The sequence below is a fragment of the Thermoflexibacter ruber genome (genome assembly GCF_900113045.1).
Taxonomy (GTDB): Bacteria; Bacteroidota; Bacteroidia; order Cytophagales; family Thermoflexibacteraceae; genus Thermoflexibacter; species Thermoflexibacter ruber.
Map to the genome: position 1 here is coordinate 40,702 of NZ_FONY01000013.1, position 19,549 is coordinate 60,250.

15 protein-coding genes are annotated in these 19,549 nt (G+C 38.6%); 7 read left to right on the forward strand and 8 right to left on the reverse strand.

The window, feature by feature from the left end; translation table 11 throughout:
• Positions 1-44: 44 nt before the first annotated feature.
• On the reverse strand, positions 45-695 hold the full coding sequence (locus BM141_RS08635) for an NAD(P)-dependent oxidoreductase (RefSeq protein ID WP_091543991.1): 651 nt from the start codon (positions 693-695) through the stop codon (positions 45-47).
• A 95-nt stretch (positions 696-790) separates the two neighbouring features.
• On the opposite strand from BM141_RS08635, the gene BM141_RS08640 reads away from it, so the two are divergent.
• From BM141_RS08640 to BM141_RS08650, 3 genes are all read left to right on the forward strand, one after another.
• Positions 791-1,114 (forward strand): winged helix-turn-helix transcriptional regulator, encoded by a 324-nt coding sequence (locus BM141_RS08640; protein WP_091543994.1) that lies wholly within the window; start codon positions 791-793, stop codon positions 1,112-1,114.
• 105 nt (positions 1,115-1,219) lie between these two features.
• Positions 1,220-2,548, forward strand: a complete 1,329-nt coding sequence (locus BM141_RS08645) for an MFS transporter (protein WP_245764022.1) — start codon at positions 1,220-1,222, stop codon at positions 2,546-2,548.
• A gap of 140 nt (positions 2,549-2,688) precedes the next feature.
• On the forward strand, positions 2,689-2,955 hold the full coding sequence (locus BM141_RS08650) for a hypothetical protein (protein WP_091543998.1): 267 nt from the start codon (positions 2,689-2,691) through the stop codon (positions 2,953-2,955).
• A 69-nt stretch (positions 2,956-3,024) separates the two neighbouring features.
• On the opposite strand, the gene BM141_RS08655 is transcribed toward BM141_RS08650, so the two are convergent.
• The 5 genes from BM141_RS08655 to BM141_RS08675 all read right to left on the reverse strand — a co-directional run bounded on the left by BM141_RS08655 (position 3,025) and on the right by BM141_RS08675 (position 6,353).
• Positions 3,025-3,837 carry an SDR family NAD(P)-dependent oxidoreductase gene (locus tag BM141_RS08655; protein ID WP_091544167.1) on the reverse strand — a complete coding sequence of 271 codons (813 nt, stop codon included), beginning with the start codon at positions 3,835-3,837 and terminating at the stop codon, positions 3,025-3,027.
• Between the two features lie 14 nt (positions 3,838-3,851).
• On the reverse strand, positions 3,852-4,619 hold the full coding sequence (locus BM141_RS08660) for a hypothetical protein (RefSeq protein WP_091544001.1): 768 nt from the start codon (positions 4,617-4,619) through the stop codon (positions 3,852-3,854).
• A 13-nt stretch (positions 4,620-4,632) separates the two neighbouring features.
• Positions 4,633-5,271 carry a DinB family protein gene (locus BM141_RS08665; RefSeq protein WP_091544004.1) on the reverse strand — a complete coding sequence of 213 codons (639 nt, stop codon included), beginning with the start codon at positions 5,269-5,271 and terminating at the stop codon, positions 4,633-4,635.
• Positions 5,272-5,278: 7 nt separating this feature from the next.
• Positions 5,279-5,710: a DUF2141 domain-containing protein gene (locus BM141_RS08670; RefSeq protein WP_091544009.1), complete on the reverse strand. Its 432-nt coding sequence runs from the start codon at positions 5,708-5,710 to the stop codon at positions 5,279-5,281.
• Between the two features lie 64 nt (positions 5,711-5,774).
• Complete coding sequence (locus tag BM141_RS08675; protein ID WP_091544012.1) at positions 5,775-6,353, reverse strand: Crp/Fnr family transcriptional regulator; 579 nt, start codon at positions 6,351-6,353, stop codon at positions 5,775-5,777.
• Between the two features lie 180 nt (positions 6,354-6,533).
• Here BM141_RS08675 and BM141_RS08680 point away from each other — a divergent pair, with 180 nt between their 5' ends.
• Positions 6,534-8,537, forward strand: coding sequence for a thioredoxin domain-containing protein (locus BM141_RS08680; RefSeq protein ID WP_091544016.1), 2,004 nt, complete (start codon positions 6,534-6,536; stop codon positions 8,535-8,537).
• A 108-nt stretch (positions 8,538-8,645) separates the two neighbouring features.
• On the opposite strand, the gene BM141_RS08685 is transcribed toward BM141_RS08680, so the two are convergent.
• The gene (locus tag BM141_RS08685; protein ID WP_091544020.1) at positions 8,646-15,131 is read right to left on the reverse strand and encodes a T9SS type A sorting domain-containing protein; all 6,486 of its coding nucleotides are present in this window, start codon (positions 15,129-15,131) and stop codon (positions 8,646-8,648) included.
• 595 nt (positions 15,132-15,726) lie between these two features.
• On the opposite strand from BM141_RS08685, the gene BM141_RS08690 reads away from it, so the two are divergent.
• The 3 genes from BM141_RS08690 (at position 15,727) to dnaJ (ending at position 18,075) form a co-directional block, all read left to right on the forward strand.
• Positions 15,727-16,164, forward strand: coding sequence for a PaaI family thioesterase (locus BM141_RS08690; protein ID WP_091544026.1), 438 nt, complete (start codon positions 15,727-15,729; stop codon positions 16,162-16,164).
• A 127-nt stretch (positions 16,165-16,291) separates the two neighbouring features.
• A complete protein-coding gene (locus tag BM141_RS08695) occupies positions 16,292-16,867 on the forward strand; it encodes a nucleotide exchange factor GrpE (protein ID WP_091544028.1) in 576 nt (191 codons plus the stop codon).
• A gap of 68 nt (positions 16,868-16,935) precedes the next feature.
• Complete coding sequence (dnaJ, locus tag BM141_RS08700; RefSeq protein WP_091544031.1) at positions 16,936-18,075, forward strand: molecular chaperone DnaJ; 1,140 nt, start codon at positions 16,936-16,938, stop codon at positions 18,073-18,075.
• A gap of 60 nt (positions 18,076-18,135) precedes the next feature.
• Here the strand turns inward: dnaJ and BM141_RS08705 are convergent, their stop codons facing one another.
• Positions 18,136-19,458, reverse strand: a complete 1,323-nt coding sequence (locus tag BM141_RS08705; protein ID WP_091544170.1) for a DEAD/DEAH box helicase — start codon at positions 19,456-19,458, stop codon at positions 18,136-18,138.
• Positions 19,459-19,549 lie beyond the last annotated feature (91 nt).

A 19,549-nucleotide genomic window follows, 5' to 3' on the forward strand; every position in this document is an offset into this window, starting at 1 on the left:
TCGGAACGGCAAACTGTGCAATTCGAGGATTGGGAGTAGGGCGATTATTTTTGCTTACTTACTTGACTGACAAAAGGCATCTGGTACAGAAAACTGTCGTCCTCTACTTGCTTCAAGATAAAATCTGCCAAATCTGCCCTTGCTATTTGGGTACTTGCATTCACGCCTACCCACCCAACTCTGTAAACACCTTTCTTAGCCTCGTTGGTAAGTCTGGGTCCTCTGACAATAATCCACTTTAACCCACTGCTTGCTAAGACTTTATGATGTTCAATGGCATCATTCAGTATTTTAGGAACAGCTATTTTCATAATCGTCCTGATAAGTTTATCTGCAAACTTGGGCTGGTCTTTCTCAGGATAGGGAAGTCCTCCTCCCGAAAGTGAAATGATTTTTTCTACCCCAAACTGCCTCATTGCAGAGATAATATGCTTTGTACCATTCGTTTGTAACCACGCAGGCGAGCCCTTCACGTGTCCAAACAAACTAACGACTACCTCACAATCTTCTATCACATTACATACGTCTTGGAAATGCAAGACATCGCCTTTCACTACTTGTAAGTTTATGTGTTGAAAATCCAACTTCTCAGGATTGCGCACTAACGCTTTTACAGCATAGCCTTTGTCAAGAGCTAATTTTAAAAACTCTTTGCCTGTCTGTCCTGTTGCACCCAAAAGAGCAATTTTTTTCATTGTTCTAAGATTTTTTTAATTCCTTTAAATTTTTCACAAATCTATGTATTTTTGCAGTACGTAACTAAAAAGTCTGTACTTACCTTTTTGTGTGTATGAAAGATGATAAAATCTATATTACTGTGCGATGCCCTATCCGCACTACTTTAGAGTTGTTAGGAGGAAAATGGAAATTGCTTATTTTGCACCAACTCTATGATAAGACTCTACGTCTAAGCGAGTTAAAAAATCTTATTCCTGACATAAGCGAAAAAATGTTGATTCAAGAGTTAAAAAATTTAGCAGACAGCGGACTTGTTATTAGAAATAATTTTGGTGAAGTACCACCAAGGGTAGAGTACTCGCTCACCGAAAAAGGCAGAAATGTAAAGCCTCTCATAGAACAAATGATAGCTTTTGCAAAACATTATGAAGCATAAGTATAACAAAGGTTTTCCAAAGTTTATAAAGATAGAATAAATATTTCATAAACTTAGATAAATCCTTGCAATTCCTTATACTTGCAAAACTAAGTAAATATGCAAATGGAAAACTTCACAACCTTGGAGAAACCCCGCCTTTCTTTTTGGCAAATTTGGAACATGAGTTTTGGCTTCATGGGTATCCAGTTTGGCTTTGCCTTGCAAAATGCGAATGTAAGCCGTATTTTTCAAACCTTAAATGCAAATATTGATGATATTCCTATTCTTTGGATTGCTGCACCCACTACGGGCTTGATAGTACAGCCTATCATTGGCTACATGAGCGATAGGACTTGGAACAGATTGGGGAGGCGACGACCTTTTTTTCTGGTAGGGGCTATTTTAGCCTCTTTGGCATTGATAGCCATGCCCAACTCACCCGCCCTTTGGGTTGCAGCAGGAATGTTGTGGATTTTGGACGCTTCTATCAATATTTCTATGGAACCATTCAGGGCTTTGGTTGCCGATATGTTACCCAACCAACAACGCACTTTGGGGTTCGCTGTACAGACTTTTTTCATAGGTATTGGGGCTGTTGTTGCTTCTGCCTTGCCGTATCTGCTTGACATGGCAGGCGTAAACAATACGGCAGAGGCAGGGAAAATTCCTGCTACTGTGCAGTGGTCTTTTTACTTGGGAGCAGTTGCCTTTTTAGGAGCGGTAAGTTGGACTGTCCTCAAAACAAAAGAGTATCCACCAGAGGACTTTAAAAAATTTTATCCTAAAATCAATGAGAAAAAATCCGTCAATGGATTTTCAGAAGTACTCAACGATTTTATCAATATGCCTAAGACTATGGTGCAGTTGGCAGTAGTGCAGTTTTTTTCTTGGTTTGCCTTATTTGCGATGTGGATTTATAGCACCCAAGCCGTTACCAGCCATATCTACCGCACCAATGACCCTCAGTCTGCTGCCTACAATGAGGGCGCAAATTGGGTGGGAATATGCTTTGCGGCTTATAGCTTGTTTTCCGCAGGCTATGCCTTCCTTTTACCTGAGTTAGCCAAAAAAATCGGAAGGAAAAAGGTACACTCTATTTGCTTAGTAGGCGGCGCCTTAGGTTTAGCCTCTTTTTACATCATAGAAAATCCCTCCTTGTTGTTGGTTTCTATGCTCGGCATAGGTTTAGCATGGGCAGGTATTTTGACCATGCCTTACAGTATTTTATCTGGTGCTTTACCTGCTGAGAAAATGGGGGTTTACATGGGCATTTTCAACTTTTTTATCGTTATTCCTCAGATTGTAGCAGCAGGAATTTTAGGATTTTTTGCCAACTTATTTGGCGGACAAACTATCTACGTAATTTTAATAGGTGCGGTTTCTATGCTCATCGCCGCCTTAGTAGTACCCCTTGTCAAAGATATTGATGAAAAAGGAGGGGAGAATAAATAAGGATGAGATAGGTAATTTCAAAATTATATATGCTTTTTTGCATTTTTTAAAAAAACAGCTATCTTTGCACCGTACATCTATCACAAAATCACCTATTTTGATAGATTTTAGGCTTTATTACTAATCTAAACTACAAAAGTATGACAGCAAGTGAACAAATAGAAAATGCTTGTCGTGAGGCTCACGAAAAGTTTTTAAAGTTAGATGCTGAGGTGTACAAAGACATCATCGAGAAGTTGCAGTTTGTCATTGTAAGCTACAATGCAGACAAAAATCCTATCGGTTTGTACCACATAGGAGCGATGGCATTGGACTTACTTAAAAAGCACAAAGAGCAAAAACCAAGACAAGTTTCTAAAGATTTGATAGAAACTTTGGAGAAAGCTCTGGCAAGAGAAAAAGAATAATGAGAAATTAACCATAGTAAATATAGGAAATGTAAAACCCAAAGTTTATTGCTTTGGGTTTTTACTTGCTTAGGTTCTTTGATGCTTGGTCATGCCTCCCATGACAAGCTGCATAATTCTCACTTTTCCCCAGCGAGGTACTGTCCGCAATGAATAAACCAAAAATTTCGTTAGAAAACCGGGGAGTACGGTAGTTTTGCGACCTAAGGCTTTTAAGATAGGTATGCCTACTTGAGCAGGTGTTAGGCTCATATCCATTTTCATATTTGCTCTACTCTCAAACCCACTTTTGACAGGTCCGGGTGCTGCCGCCAGTACATCTACCTTGTAAGGTTTTAGTTCTAATCGCAAAGCTTCGGCTAAAGATTGTACGTAGGCTTTGGTGGCAGCATAGTTGGCTGCGTAAGGCACACCTTGGAAACCTACCATTGAACTCATCAGTATAATGCCACCTCTTTTATTTTTGGCAAAAATCTTACTGAAATGATGAGTCAAGAGGAGCAGGGCTTCGCAGTTTACTCTGAGCATTTCTACCTCATTCTCGATAGAAGATTCTAAAAATAAACCAGAAGTACCAAAACCTGCTGAGGCAACTAACAAGCCTATATTTAAGTCTTTGGTGGCTTGTATTAGATGTTCAACGGCTTCATTATGAGCCATATCAGCAGGGACAGTCTTGACCTTTATATGGTACGTATTTCTTAGCCTCTCCGCTAATTTTTCCAACTCTTCCTGCTTTCTTGCATTGATAACTAAGTGCAAACCTGCTTCTGCCAGTCTTTCTGTTAGTTCTAAGCCAATTCCCGAGGAAGCCCCTGTTACCAAAGCCCATTCTCCATACTTTTGCTTTAATCTATTTTTTTCTGCTTTTGAAATTTCCATGATTTTTAAAGTTTTTAAAATTTGTAAAAAGGCTTTCCCTGCAAAGCCTGCCAAAGAGTAAAAAATGCCAATAACCCGTAAAATAGCCCTACAATAAAGGTTAATTTGACATTTCTGAGTAGATAATAGGACAGCAAAGGAAGTACTTGCAAGGCGTGCATTCCTATAAAATGTGCAACTCTTGGGTCACCATATTTAGTATTCCAATTGAGCAAAGGCAAACCCTGCCCCCCATCTGCCCCTCCGATAGTATGCGTCATGCGAGAACCCATAACAAAACCCTCGAGAGAAAAAATTACAAAAAAAATAATGCCTATGCGTATCGCCCAAAGGTAATAGGCAGGTAACTCAGGGAATTGGTATAGGAAAAAAAGTATGCCTATATAAGCCGTCCACAAGGTTACGATAGTTGCTGCCAAAGCCATCAAAAAATACAAAAAGCTATACAGAGGACTGCTGACATTGTAATGAGAAAGTTGTCCTCTGCCAGCCTGCAAAGCAATATAGATAAGTTCAAAACCTAATAGCACTACTACTGACCAATTGAATAGGCGAGCATTAAAAGAAGCAGGGAGATACGCTACGAACCAAGCTATTGTCCATGCGTAAATCGCAATAGAAAGAGCAAATTTGAACGGTTTGAACCACGCATTTACCCCCATAACCTGCGTCTGTGTAGTCTTAGTCAGATAAAAAAATAGTAAAGATGCAAGCAAACAAACTAACCCAAAGATAAATAGGGTTTCATTTCTCGATTTCAGTGTTTCTAAAAAATACCTCATAAGATTTGATGGATTATTTTTTTGTTGGAAAGGACTTGTATGCCTTGATTTCTTCTATCTGTGCTAAGTGACGCTCCAAATGAGCAGACATCAACACCATAGTTTGGTACAAATCCACTACTCCTGTAGCGGGGTGCCTCCAAAAATGATTTCGCAAGTCATCGTTTGTAGTAAGCACATAATTGATGGTTTGCAATCTTTGATTTCTAAATGTATTCTTTGCATCTTCTATGGTAGCAAATCGTCCACTTGGTGTAAAAATCTCTGGTGCTTTGGCTCTCCACCTTCTATTAGTCAAGCGGCGAATAATCTGTTCGTTATTAACTTTTATTTTTTTCCTGCGTGCTGGTTCGGCGGGTTTTTGCAACTCCTCGCCTACGATTTGTGGAAATCGCAACTCTGCCAAGCAAATATGCTCTATACATTCTGCAATTGTCCACTGATTCTTAGCAGGGCGAAAGGCAAGCTGCTCCTCCGTCAAATCCGCCACACATCTTTCAAACTTTGTCAGAGAGTTCTCCAACAAGTTCACCAAAAATGTACGCTCTTCCGAAGTAAGTACGCTTTGTTTCCCTTTTCGCAACAAGAAAGATGAGCCTATAAAAGCCAAAGACAATAAAAGTATCAGTATAAATATGAAGTTTCTACTCATTGCCTTGTTATTTTAGATTAATCGTAAGCATCAAAGTTTTTCCTTCTTCTACTTTCACTTTTGCATCGTCAAAAGCAGGAGGTCCGAATTTAATTTTTGCATCATTAGAAAAACCTATTGGCTCAGTGGGGAAACCTACAAAATTGGTTTTGAGGTCTTTATTTTTGTCTATGTCTTGGAAAGCAACGACCCCGTAATAACCTGTTGGGACATTTTCAAAAACAATCTGCATTTGGTTATCTGTAATGGCTTTCTGAATGCCTACAAGTTGTTTTCCTACTTTGGGGAAGTTCTCCTTTACAAAAATTCCTGCTGAAATCTCACCTCCCTTAGAGGTTTGAATACCCTGTACATTTAGTACAACCGTGCCTGTCTGAGCCATACAATTCATTGATAGCCCGATGATTAACAATGTTGGGAATAAAATAAACTTTGCCATATATTTTAGTTTTTATATAAGACAAAGTTAAATTCAAAACTGCTCTCGAGTCGATAACAAATGTTTATACTTTTTTAAAGTCCAATTTTTTCAAACGGCTAAGGTGAACAGAGGTAATCCCTAAATAAGAAGCAATCATGTGTTGGGGAACTCGGTTATGGATATTAGGGAATACTTCTGTAATTGTATCATATCTCTCCTTTGGGGTACGAGCATAAAGATTTTTGATTCTATTGTCTTGGTAGATAAAGTAATATTCTGCTATTAAGCGTCCTAACTTATCCCCTTGTCTAAGATGCTGATAGCCCCAGTCAATCGCACTGCGCGGTAAAACAACTACCTGAGTTTCCTCTATCGCTTGCAAAGTATAGAGAGAGGGTTGCCTAAGCATAAAACTTGAATAGTCTGCGATAAACTGATTTTCTAAAGCAAAGTGAACCGTATGCTCTATGCCCTCTCTATCTGTAATCGTAACCCTAAGTATGCCCAAAACAATAAAAAAAACTTCATTAGGAACAAAATCAGGCTGGCTAAGTACCTCATTTCGCTTAAAAGTTTTGACATAACAATAATTCAGAAACTCATTCAGTTCGCTTTCCGAAATTTGTATCATCTGACTAATTACTTGGATAAACTGCTCCATAAGCCTAAATTATATTTTAGCATAAATTTGCTAATTTTTTTTTGGATTTTATCTAAATCCAAAAATACTCAATAAGTAATACTCTCAAATGAAAGCCTTTTTAATTAGCTTTGTTCTCTGATTATATCTGAAAATTGCAAGATTTTAAAATAAAAGCCTTAAATAAAAAAATATAAATATATGAAAAGCAATCGTTTAATTAATGAGAATAGCCCTTATCTGCTCCAACATGCCCATAATCCTGTGGATTGGTATCCTTGGGGGGAGGAGGCTCTGCAAAAAGCTAAGCAAGATGATAAACCGATTATTCTAAGCATTGGCTACTCAGCGTGCCACTGGTGTCATGTAATGGAGCGAGAGAGCTTTGAAAATGAAGCGATTGGCAAATTTATGAGTGATAACTTTGTTTGTATTAAGGTGGACAGAGAAGAACGACCTGATATAGACCAAATTTATATGGACGCTATCCACACTATGGGGCTAAATGGTGGGTGGCCTCTCAATGTGTTTCTCACTCCTGATGGGCGTCCTTTCTATGGGGGAACTTATTTCCCCCCGCAGAATTGGGGGAATCTCATTCAGCAAGTTGCCCATGCCTTTAAGCATAATCGCAAAGAATTAGAAGAATCCGCAGAAGGTTTCAAGCAAGCACTTAACGAAAGTGAATTGGAAAAGTATGGGCTTATTCACCAAAATAATAATTTTTCTCTCCGAGACTTAGAAATTATTTATCAGACGATAGAGAAAAAATTTGACAAAGAACATGGAGGGGTAGGCAATGCTCCTAAGTTTCCTATGCCAAGTATTTACTTGTTTCTTTTACGTTATTATCATTTGACAAAAAATGAAAATGCTTTAAAACAAGTAGAACTGACCTTGCAGAGCATGGCTTATGGAGGTATTTACGACCAAATAGGTGGAGGCTTTGCTCGCTATTCTGTTGATGGAGAGTGGTTTGCACCGCACTTTGAGAAGATGCTTTATGACAACGGGCAGTTAGTTAGCTTGTATGCAGAGGCTTATAGTTTGACCCAAAAAGACTTGTATAAAAATGTAGTTTATCAAACCATTGCTTTTGTACAAAGAGAGTTAATGAGTGAGGAATTTGGCTTTTACTCTTCCTTAGATGCAGATAGCGAAGGCGTAGAAGGAAAGTTTTACGTTTGGACAGAGAAAGAATTTGACGAAGTTTTTGAAAATGAAGAAGATAGAGAGTTAGCTAAAGAATACTTTAACATCACTGCTGAAGGGAATTGGGAACATGGATACAATATTCTGCACATCAATCCGCAATCTCTATTAGTATCCTCAACCACTAATAAGGTTAGGGAGTGGAAAGAAAAACTTTTCAAAGCGAGAGAGCCAAGAATCCGTCCAAGTTTAGACGATAAAATTTTATGTAGTTGGAATGCGCTTATGCTCAAAGGATTATGCGATGCTTATGCAGCTTTTGGAGAAAGCGAGTTTTTGGACTTGGCTTTAAAAAATGCTCAGTTTATCCAAGAAAAAATGACCTCTGGTAGTAGGCTTTTCAGAAATTATAAAAATGGGAAGGCTACTATCCCTGCTTATTTAGAGGACTATTCTCTTGTGATTCAAGCATATATTTCCCTATATCAAGTCAGTTTTGAGGAAAAATGGCTTTACCAAGCCAATGCCCTTGCCCAATACGCTATTCAGCACTTCTACGACCATACAGAAGAGCTATTTTTTTATACAGATGACTCCGCAGAACAGTTGATTGCTCGCAAAAAAGAGATTTTTGATAACGTTATCTCCTCTTCTAACTCTATCATGGCAAGTAATCTTTATTTTCTTGGTATTTTACTTGATAATAGGGCTTACAAAGCCATGTCAGAAACTATGCTTGCCAAAATTAGCCCTTTACTCAAAAAAGAAGTGCGTTATTTGGCAAATTGGGCTTGTCTATACACTTATTTTTTAACACCTACTGTAGAAATTGCGATTAGTGGAGAACAGCTTTTCTCTTTTGCTCAACAAATACATAAGCGATATTTTCCTAATAAAGTGATGGTTGGCACGCTTCACCAAAGTAAACTTCCTTTGTTGGAAATGAGAGAAGCAAAGCAAGAAAAAACGCTCATTTATGTTTGTAGGAATAAAACCTGCTTACTGCCTGTATCTACCGCTAACGAAGCATGGGAACAGATGGTAAGTAACTAAAATACTTGCTTTTAGTAAACAAAATAAAAAAACCTGAGCAAATGTACTCAGGCTTTTTTATTATTAGCCTCTCTCCTAATCTGTTAGAAAGAGGACTTTCTGCTAAAATTACTCTTTGATAATCTTAATATGGTCGTAGGACGCACCAGACTTAGCCACTGTCTTAATGATATACATACCATTGGCATAGTTGCTGATGTCAAGTTCTGTCTTGTTACCACCGATGCTCAAATTCATTTGTCTTACAGTCATCAACTCACCAAGTGTGCTATATACGTGGATTTCAACTACATCACTTTCCATTACAGATGTCAAATCAATCGTTAAGCGACCGTTAGAAGGATTAGGATAAGCTACCATTGCTACGTCTCCAGATTCTACTGCGGCGTTTGGTTCTCTATTGAAATAATCTAAACTGAATGAGAAACCAGCTTCTGAACGACCACGAGAGATTTTGCGGCTATCGTAAGAACCTGTTTTGATGATTTCCTCTACAGTAGCAGGGCAAGCAATCACACCATCTACGTCATAGCCATCATCTACACTTGTGAAGAGCGACTTATCAGAGATGTCCACAATTCTCAGATATTTTACGTATTTCTGACCTGCTTTTTCTATGTTAGCTACATCTACGAAAGATACTCGGCAACCTTCTCCTAACAATACCCAAGGCTGTTCTGGACATTCTCTACCAAAGAATCTTGCTCTTTCTGGGTATCTGATGTCTTGATTAGGACCGCAGTTAGTACCAGACCTTCCGTAGCTTGTTTCCACTACTATCAAATCTCCATAAGAAATCTCACCGGGTACTTGTGCGTATTTAGCTACTACTGGCACTCCTGTTTTATTCCAATTATACACAGGCGTTGCTAATTCCAAATCAATAGAACCTCCAAACCCTAAGGAAACATAGTTAATTGGGCTTGCTGTATTATCATCATTTTGAGGCATGAAAAGTGCATTGTTAGGATTGCTACGAGATGCAACAACATTATTACCGTCATGACGCTTCCCTTGCTTAAAGTCTGTTACTTTGATAGCGAAGGCTTCTTGAGTACTGCAAATGTCTTGTGGTGCAGGGCAGATGTCTTTAATATCTACCACCTCATCGTCGCTATTGTCATCTGTAGTAGTTTCTTCGGTATCAGTAGTTACAGTAGCTGTGTTTTTCACTCCGTCTTTTGCAGTAATTGCTTTTACTGTTACTGTGATAGTTTGAGTAGTGCTTGGTGCTACTGTGCCTAAGTTCCAAGTTAAGCTATTGCCTACATGAGTGGTCGGAACTGGTACTGATGAAACAAACTCTACTTCTGCTGGTAAGTCATCGCTTACTACTGTATTGACTGCATCTATTTCGCCTTCGTTCTTTACTTTCAGTGTATAAGTGAAGGTTTCACCTACTGTCATAGAAGTCTTAGAAGCTGTCTTAGTAATGCTGATGTTAGTTTTCCTTACTCTCACCTCAGTAGTACAAGAGGCTTCAGTCTGCTGGCTTAGGTTAGTCTTAGCTGTGATGACCTTCGCAGTATTCTTTTGGCTGCCTACTTGCGTTGCGGTTACTTCTACGGTCAAGGTAACTGCGTTTCCTGCTCCTACCCCTACAGAAATGCCTGTCCAAGTAACTACGCCTGCACTATGAGTTCCACCAGCGGAAGCACTTACAAAAGTAACTCCACTTGGTAAGAAATCTTTTACATCTACTATTTCTGTCTTATTTCCTGTGTTAGTTACTGTCAAAGTATAGGTAATGTTCTCACCTTGTTTTACAGATTCTACACAATTCTTAGTGATAGACACATTAGCAGGTCTTACCGGACCAACGCAACTTGCCATATCTCCCCAACCAAACTTCATGTCTATGTGTTTATTAACCGCACCGTTGCTTGGATTGATTACTTTGAATCCGATGCTATTGATAGAGGCTACCAAGTCGCCGTCTCCGTTGTCTGTCATTGCAAGACCTGTAATTTCACCAAGTGGCTCGGTTACAATCTCTGCATTTAAGTTGCCACCAGACGCACCTGTAATTTTGAAGATGCGGTCATCAGCATCGCCTTTTAGCTTACCAGCCATGTACCAAGAACCGTCAGAAGCAAAGACTTGGTCGCCACCGTCAGTATTTACATTTACGCTACCTACTTTCACGTTGCCCAAAGAAGTGGCTACCAACGTTACTAAATTTACTTTGTAAATCTTACCTGCTCCTATATAAAGTTCACCAGAGAAATTGAATGCTGCTTGTGTATTTCCTTTGATAACTTTGTCAGAAGTATCTTTGATAATACCCAAAGAGTTCAAACTGCCGTCTGATAACTTCATGGTAAATAGTTCTCCTGTGCTTTCATTGATTGCATAGATAAAACCATCTTTTACTGCGAAGTGTACTTTGCCAGGTAATACTCTTACGATAGTAGTATCGCCTGTGGTAACATCTAAGGTATAGAGTTCAGAACCACCGCTTACGTGCTTCACATGGAAAACTGCACAATCTTCTGGTGCTTTGTAGAATACCACAGTAGAGCAGTTAGCTTTATTGTTTTCTTTATTTACATCATCGGAAGTAGTTTCATCTACTTCTACAGATACCTCATTGGGATAGCTACCTGTTTCTTGTGCATTGACGGTTACATTGAAAGTTACTGTTTTGTTATCGCCAAGTGAAGGAATAATCCAAGTGATAGTGTGAGTATCTTCGTCATAAGTGTAACCGTCTTTCGGCGTTGCGGATACGAAAGTTACTCCTGCTGGCAATACATCTGTTACAACTAAATTAGTGGCAGTGTTTGCAGGTGTACCTTTTACTAATCTATTGTTTTTCACTACAATTTTGTAAGAGAAGTTACGTCCAAGTATCACGGAAGTAGGTTTGCACTCTTTGGTAATGCTTACATCTAATTTGATAGGCGTTACAGTAGTAGTACAAGCGTCAGCATTATTGCTTGCATTTGCATCATGCTTGTAGGTCAGTTTAGCATTGTTTTGCTTAACTCCTACTGTCAAGGCTTTTGCTCTGAATGTCAAAGTAATGGAAGATTCAGCAGATATGCTAAGCCCTGTCCAAGTTACTTTGCCGTCATCAAAAGTTCCTCCATTATCAGCAGAACCAGCTACGTATTCTACACCTGTAGGAAGTATATCTTCTACGCTTACTCCTGTTACGTTATCTTTTCCTGTATTGGTTACTACTATGGTATAAGTAATTTCCTGACCTACTACTACGCTTTGAGTACATCTCTTAACCAAAGTCAAATCTACTCTGCATACAGGCTCACAAATTACTTTCAATTCTCTAAGCAAGTAATCGCTGTTATCTGGTACGGTTTCAGTTCTTGCAGAAGAAACGGTAGTATAAGGACCTGCACTAAACTCTAAGTAGCGGAAAGGCTTGCAAGTACGAATTTCTAAATTGAAGTATCCCGGATTGTCGCCAGACAAAGGCTGAGTAGCCACAAACTCTCCACTTCCTACGATATTGCCATCTGCGTCTTTAGCTTCCCAGAAACCTTGTTCTGCTTTAGTTTTATTTGGCTCGTTAGAATAGAATCTTGATAATAACACATCTGCTCCTGTAATATTCTTAGTTACGTAGTCTGTTCCAAAATCTACTCTTAATACTTCAGAAGCATTTTCTTCTGCACGATAGTTAATCTCCTCGAGGAAAGTAGGACCTGTTTCACCTATCTTTTTCACACCTACCCCTGCACTACCTGTTTTCCAGCCTGCATCAGTAACAAAGTTTACAGGAATATTAGTGAAGCTAACATCTCCTATTGCTTTCGCAGTCAAAGTTACTTTGCTCAACCAGCTACTCATCAATCCTGCTAAGCCACCATCATTTACGGCTATATCTTTAGCAGTTCCCATGACATCTTCGCACTTTACTTCTGGATTCCATTCTTTGATGTCAATAGTGCAAGAAGCTATATCATTCTTATCATTGCTATCTACAGGTTTTTCAATAGATACAGAAGCAGAATTTAACACCGCAGTACCCGCAGTAATAGCTTTTACAGTTACTTTCACGGTTTCAGATTTCCCAGCTTCCAAAGAAGGAATCACCCATGTTACTTTACCGTCTGCATAAGTACCTCCCTTGTTTGCAGAAACAAAGACTACATTCGCAGGAAGTTCATCTACAATCGTAACGTTAGTGGCATCATTGCCTCCTTCGTCTGCCTTAGCGTTGGTAACTGTTATAGTATAGTCAAAAGTATAACCTACATAAATCTCTCCATTAGGGCAGTTTTTCTTGATAGAAACATCAGTAGTTCTTCGCTTAATATCCACAGAGCAAGAAGACTGATTGTTTTGATTATTTATATCTTTTGGACTTTCAAATACCACTGAGGCTTGGTTTACTATGCCTGTTCCTGCGGTCAATGCTTTTACTTTCACTTTTAAGGTAATAGAAGCACCTTTTGCCAAAGAAGCCAATGTCCATTTTACTGTACCTGCGGGAGCCTCTACTCCGCCGTTGTCTGCTAAAACAAATTGCACGTTGCTTGGCAATACATCAGTTACAGTAACATTAGTTGCATCTACTTTGCCTAAGTTGCTTACTTGCAAAGTGTACCAAAACTCATCATCTGTCAAAATTTCACCTGTGGGGCAGGTCTTAGTAATTGCTAAGTCTGTGTCGCACTGAGGTTCGCAAACGACCGTTAATTCTCTCACAGCGTAATCACTATTGTCGGGTTGTTCTGTCCTTGCAGTAATGTCTGTATAAGGTCCTGCACAGAACTCTAAGTAACGGAAAGGTTTGCAAGTACGAATCTTTAAGTTGTAGTGTCCGGGGTTGTCGCCTGTTAGGGGAGCTGTGGCTACAAATCCACCACTTCCTACTACGTTGCCACTGCCATCTTTGGCTGTCCAGTGACCTTGCTCTGCTTTGCCGTTCTCAGAAGTATAAAACCTTGACAGTAAAACATCAGCCCCTGTTATTTCTTTTGTAGCATAATCAGCACCAAAATCTACCCTCAATACTTCTGAGGCATTATGTTCGGCAAAATAATTAATTTCTCTAAGAAAATTAGGACTTCCACCTTCGCTTGCTTTCATTACCCCTACCCCTGCGCTATTAGCTTTCCAATCTGCATCAGTAGAAAAATGTATTGGAGTAGTAGTAAAACTTACATCTCCTATGCTCTTGGCGGTCAATGTAACCTTATCTAACCAGTTCTCTTCGTTCCCATCTTTACCTACCAAATCTCCGCAATTAACTTCAGGGTCTTTTCTTTTTACCTCAGTCGTTGCTTCACTATTATTATTACTTGTGTTACTTTCATAAGTAGTGGTAGTCACGCTGGCTTTATTTTTAGGATTACCTACAGTTTTTGCTTTTACTACTACTGTCAAAGTGATAGAAGCATCTTTTGCTAATGTGCCTAAGTTCCAAGTAATCACCCCACTACTGTACGAACCGCTATTGTCTGCACTTACAAAATCTACATCTGCTGGTAAGTTATCTTTTACTACTACATTTGCTGCAGAAGAAGGTCCGTCATTAGTTACTACCAATGTATAAGTGATATTTTCTCCTACAAAAACTGTGGCAGTGGCTGTTTTTACAATTTTTACATCTGCTTTGGGTAGTATAGTAATCGTACAGTCATCTTTGTTATCGTTTGAGTTGGTGTCTTTGGTAGTAGTAGCTACACTTGCCTTGTTTTTAATCGCTCCGCTTACAGTTGCTTTTACTGTTACTTTTACGGTTTTATTGCTATTTTTATTCAATGTGCCCAAATTCCAAGTTACTACCCCAGCAGTATGAGTTCCACCGTTGTCTGCGGAAACAAATGTAACACCTAAAGGTAACTCATCAGTAATCACTACATTTTCTGCATTTGCTCCATTGCCATTAGTAACTTTGATTTCATAAATGAAAGTATCATCTACATAGAATGTTCCATTGGGGCATTTCTTATCTATAGAAAGGTTAGTTTCTGGTGGGCATATTAAGTAACCTTTGTTGGTAGTCCCATCTACAAAGTTTTCATTGATTTTAGATACTGCATCATTCAAGCCACTTGGAATAGGTTTGCAAGCCCCCAAAGCCTTGTTTGCTTCTTCTAAAATTTGCTTTACTGTCCAACCTTTGAAAGGAGAACCATTTACATCGTATATCAGATTTTCCAACTTCTCAGTAGAAGGGCTAAAAGAAGGAATAGCATTATCAAAGCCTACAGAAATAGAAAGAGCCAGTACCTGTCCTGCAAAAACATTATTGAGGTCTTGCACAGGATTGCCCGCTCCACCCATTACATAGCTTGCTGTAAGTTGTGAAGGACTTCCACCTTGTGGCAAAAAATCTTTGATAGCAGCAGAGGTATTGAACTTGATAGTAAATCCTGTACTGCACCCAATAGTTAATCCATTAGGGAAGGCAGTGGCAAAATTAGCATCTCTATAAGCACCTGGGTTATTCCCATTGGCTGTACTCCCCCAGCCTCCTTGTGTTTGTGTACGGAATTTTCCACAAGGTAGGTCGCCTCCTGTGAACCTCTCCGCATACGCAAAATTGGTTACTAAGCTCAAGAGAAAGAGCCAGCAACCAATTATGGTAGTTATACTTTTATTTGGTTTGATTTGGTTCATAAAACTTTTTAGTTTAAAAATGAAAATTCTAAAAGATTGTAAGTTATGTTTCAAGTACAGCTCGTTTTGGAAAAAATAGAGATAGGCAAAACTTATCTATATCGTTTATTGATTTTGCTGTTATTATTTGATTTTTATTTTACAAACGTAATAAGTTTTGCGTAATTAAAAAAAAAAATGTTAAACTTTTTTTTCAAACACAAGAAGATTCTTTGAAAAATCCTATTTATAGTGAATACCACTATTGACTATATTAGTTTTTTATGAAAAACAATATATTTATTATCAAATACTTATAATGCAAAAATAAAATAGTTATATTTTTTATTTGATTAGTACAATTTGAAATTATATGCAAAATACCTATTTAGGAATTTGTTTATCAAAAATAAATAAAGCATAAAAAATGGTGTAAGTTTTTGAATTAAATTAAATATTAACGCCTTAAAATTATTTCATTACTATTTAATGTTAGTTAAACACAATAAAAACTTGTTTTTTTTATATTTCATAATTATTTCTTTTCCAAACACCTTGCATTGTTATCAAATCACCTATATTTGCCCTTAGATAAGTACAATTTAATTCAAATAATATGAATCCAATCTTAGAAATGTTTAAGGCACACATAGACAAACCTATGTCCGATATAGCCCCACCACTTACGCAATGGCTCAATGGTACGCTACTCAAAGCAGAATTAGGCAGCTTTGAGATGTCTTTTAAGGTACGAAAAGAAATGACCAATCCTGCGGGATTATTGCACGGAGGGATTCATGCTTCTATCTTAGACGATATTATAGGCATGACCGTAGCGGCTTTGGGCTTGCCTAACTTGTATGTATCTATCAATCTGCATATTGACTTTCTCCACCCTGCAAGGATAGGGGAAACAGTCATCGCCAAATCTACTGTTATCCGCTCAGGAAAAACCATCGTCAATGCAGCCGCAGAGATTTATAACGAAAAGGGACAATTGCTCAGCAAGGCAACTTCTAACTTGGCAAATACAGGTATGCCTGCGGTACTATAAACTTTGCTAAAAAATATGCCATTTTGTCATTAGCAACCTTTTGGCAGTATAATTGTTAAAATAATAAAGGTTTTAGAAAACAACAATTTAATCATCTAAACAAATTTTCTAATTAAAATTGTCTGACATGGAAAACCACAATGACGATACAATCAAAGACCAAACAAACAATCAAGAGGTAGAAAATGTAACTATTGAGGAAGTTTCTGCTGATACTCAACAAGAAAACCAACAAGAAGTGAAAGTACATAATACAGAAAACGAGGCAGAGAAGTGGAAAAAAGAGTTCGCAGAAATGAAAGAAAAATATGTGAGGTTGTATGCTGACTTTGAGAACTATAGAAAAAGAACAGCAAAAGAAAAGTTGGACTTTATGACTACTGCCAATGAGGGTTTGATGGTAAGTCTGCTTCCAGTCTTAGATGATTTTGAAAGAGCGCAGAAAAACTTTGACAATCAAGACATAGAAAGCCTGAAACAAGGGATGGTCTTGATACACGACAAGTTATTTAAAATATTGGAACAGAAGGGTTTGAAACCTATGGTAGATGTAAAAGGTTCAGACTTCAATGCAGATTATCACGAAGCGATTACCCAAATTCCTATGCCAGAAATGCAAGGGAAGGTAGTAGATGAGTTGGAAAAAGGCTACTTCTTGGGGGAAAAAGTAGTGCGTTATGCGAAAGTAGTAGTAGGAAGCTAAACTAATCGATATACATTATTCTTTATCAATCATATAATTACATCAATACAATATAAAGTCATCTACAAATGGCAAAGCGAGATTATTACGAGGTTTTAGGAGTAAGTAAAAACTCGTCAGAGGAGGAGATAAAAAAAGCCTATAGAAAATTAGCCATTAAGTATCACCCTGATAAAAATCCGGGGAATAAAGAGGCTGAGGAAAAGTTCAAAGAAGCGGCAGAGGCTTACGAAGTCCTAAGCAATGCTGACAAAAGAGCAAGATACGACCGCTTTGGACATCAAGGTATGGACGGGTTTAGTGGCGGAGGTATGAATATGGAAGATATTTTCTCTCAGTTTAGTGATATTTTCGGTGGCGGAAGTCCTTTTGGAGATTTCTTTGGTGGGGGAAGTGGTAGGCAGCAGGTCAAAAGAGGCACTAACCTTCGCATCAAGTTGAAACTAAATTTAGAAGAAGTAGCTGAGGGTGTAGAGAAGAAAATCAAAGTAAAAAGATATGTAGCTTGCGATAGTTGCAAAGGAACAGGAGCAAAAAATGGTACTTCATTTAAAAACTGCGCTACTTGCAACGGTACAGGTCAAATCAGGCGAGTAGTTAATACCATGCTTGGGCAAATGATGTCGGCGACTACCTGTCCGACTTGCAATGGTGCAGGACGCACAGTATCAGAGCGATGTGATGGAGCTTGTGGAGGCAAAGATGGCTTAGTATTGCAAGAGGAAGTTATCAGCGTAAAAGTACCCGCAGGCGTAGAGGAAGGTATGCAACTTTCTATGGCAGGTAAAGGGAACTTTCCGCCAGGCGGTGGTGTAGCAGGTGATTTGCTCATTATGATTGAAGAAGAGGAACACCCAACCCTAAAAAGAGAAGGGAAAAATATCCATTACGAACAGTACATTAGTTTTATAGATGCAGCTTTGGGGACTACTTTGGAAGTACCTACCATAGGTGGGAGAGCAAGGATTAACATAGAACCCGGCACACAAAGCGGAAAAATCCTACGACTGAAAAACAAAGGCATCAAGGAACTCAATGGTTACGGAATAGGCGACCAACTTATACATATCAATATTTGGACACCTAAGCAACTAACCAAAGAAGAAAGGGCTTTGTTAGAAAAACTCAAAAACTCTGAAAACTTCAGCCCCAAGCCCGAAAAATCAGAAAAGAGTTTCATGGAAAGAATGAAGGAGTATTTTAGCTAAGTAGAGAGCAAGTAGCAATTCTAATAATTGGCTACTTGCGCTCTCGAGTATCCCATTTTTCTACTTTTTTTTCTTCACCTTGTTTTTATCAAAAACTACTTTTTTACTTGATTTCCCAGCCTTACCTTTTGTTGGTAAGTTCTTTGTTTTTCTCTCGTGAAAAGCCCCTTTGAACTCAGGATTTTCCTTACGTTTTTGACGGTCTATTTCCATGAGCATGGCTTGGTTTTCCTCAAAAGGAGTTTCCTCAATTTCTACCTCTTGGGGGATTTCCTCTACAGGGATAGGCATTTTGATTAGTTTCTGAATTTTCTCGAGGTGATACACTTCTGCCTTCGTACAAAAAGTAATGGCTGTTCCTTCCCTATTTGCCCTGCCTGTTCGCCCAATCCTATGCACGTAGTCCTCGTGGACAATAGGCACATCAAAGTTTATCACATGGCTTACCATACTTACATCTATTCCCCGCGCCGCCACATCAGTAGCAACCAGTACCCTAATCTCTCCTTTTTTGAACTCTTCCATAGCATTGATGCGCGTATTTTGCCCTTTGTTGGCATGAATTACTCGCACATGCTTATCTATTTTCCTTTGGATAAATTTGAATATATTTTCTGCGGTTTCTTTAGTTTTGGCAAAAATAATCACCTTACTTATTGCTTCATTTTGAAGTAGATAGCCTAATAAATTAATCTTGGTTTTAAAATTAGGAACGTGATAAACAAAATGCGTAACCGTTTCAGCAGGGGTGGCTTGTGGAGTAACCTCGACCTTGAGTGGAAACTCCAAAAAGTTTTCTATGAGTTTGAGTACTTTTTCTGACATAGTAGCTGAGAAAAGCAAGTTTTGCCTTTTGCGCGGTACTACCTCCAAAATGCGATTGATTTGGGGCATAAAACCCATGTCCATCATCTTGTCAGCCTCATCTAAGACCATGATTTTCAATTCTTTAACTACTAAGTTCCCTGAAAGATAGATATCCATGAAGCGTCCGGGAGTAGCTACTAAGATATCCACTCCCGCTTGGATAGCTTCTATCTGGGTTTTTGCTCCCACTCCCCCGTAAATACAGACCTGACGCAAATCCGTATAGGTAGCTAACTTTTTGATTTCTTCACTGATTTGGATAGCTAACTCTCGCGTAGGGGCTAAAATCAATGCTCTTGGGTTGGGGCTTTGAGCATATTTGATTTTCATGAGAATAGGGATAACAAAAGCTGCTGTTTTCCCTGTGCCTGTTTGGGCAATACCTAAAATATCATGCCCATCTAAAATCAGCGGAATGGCTTTGGCTTGGATAGGGGTAGGTTTTTGGTAGCCAACTTCTTGGACAGCAGAAAGGATTTGCTTATTGAGCTTGAACTGCTCAAAGCTATCTATCATCTCACTTGCGTCGTTTGGCTCTGTATCGTTTTGTATTTCAGGATTCAAGGTTTATACTTTTTTGCAAAGGTAATACTTTTGCAAAAAAATT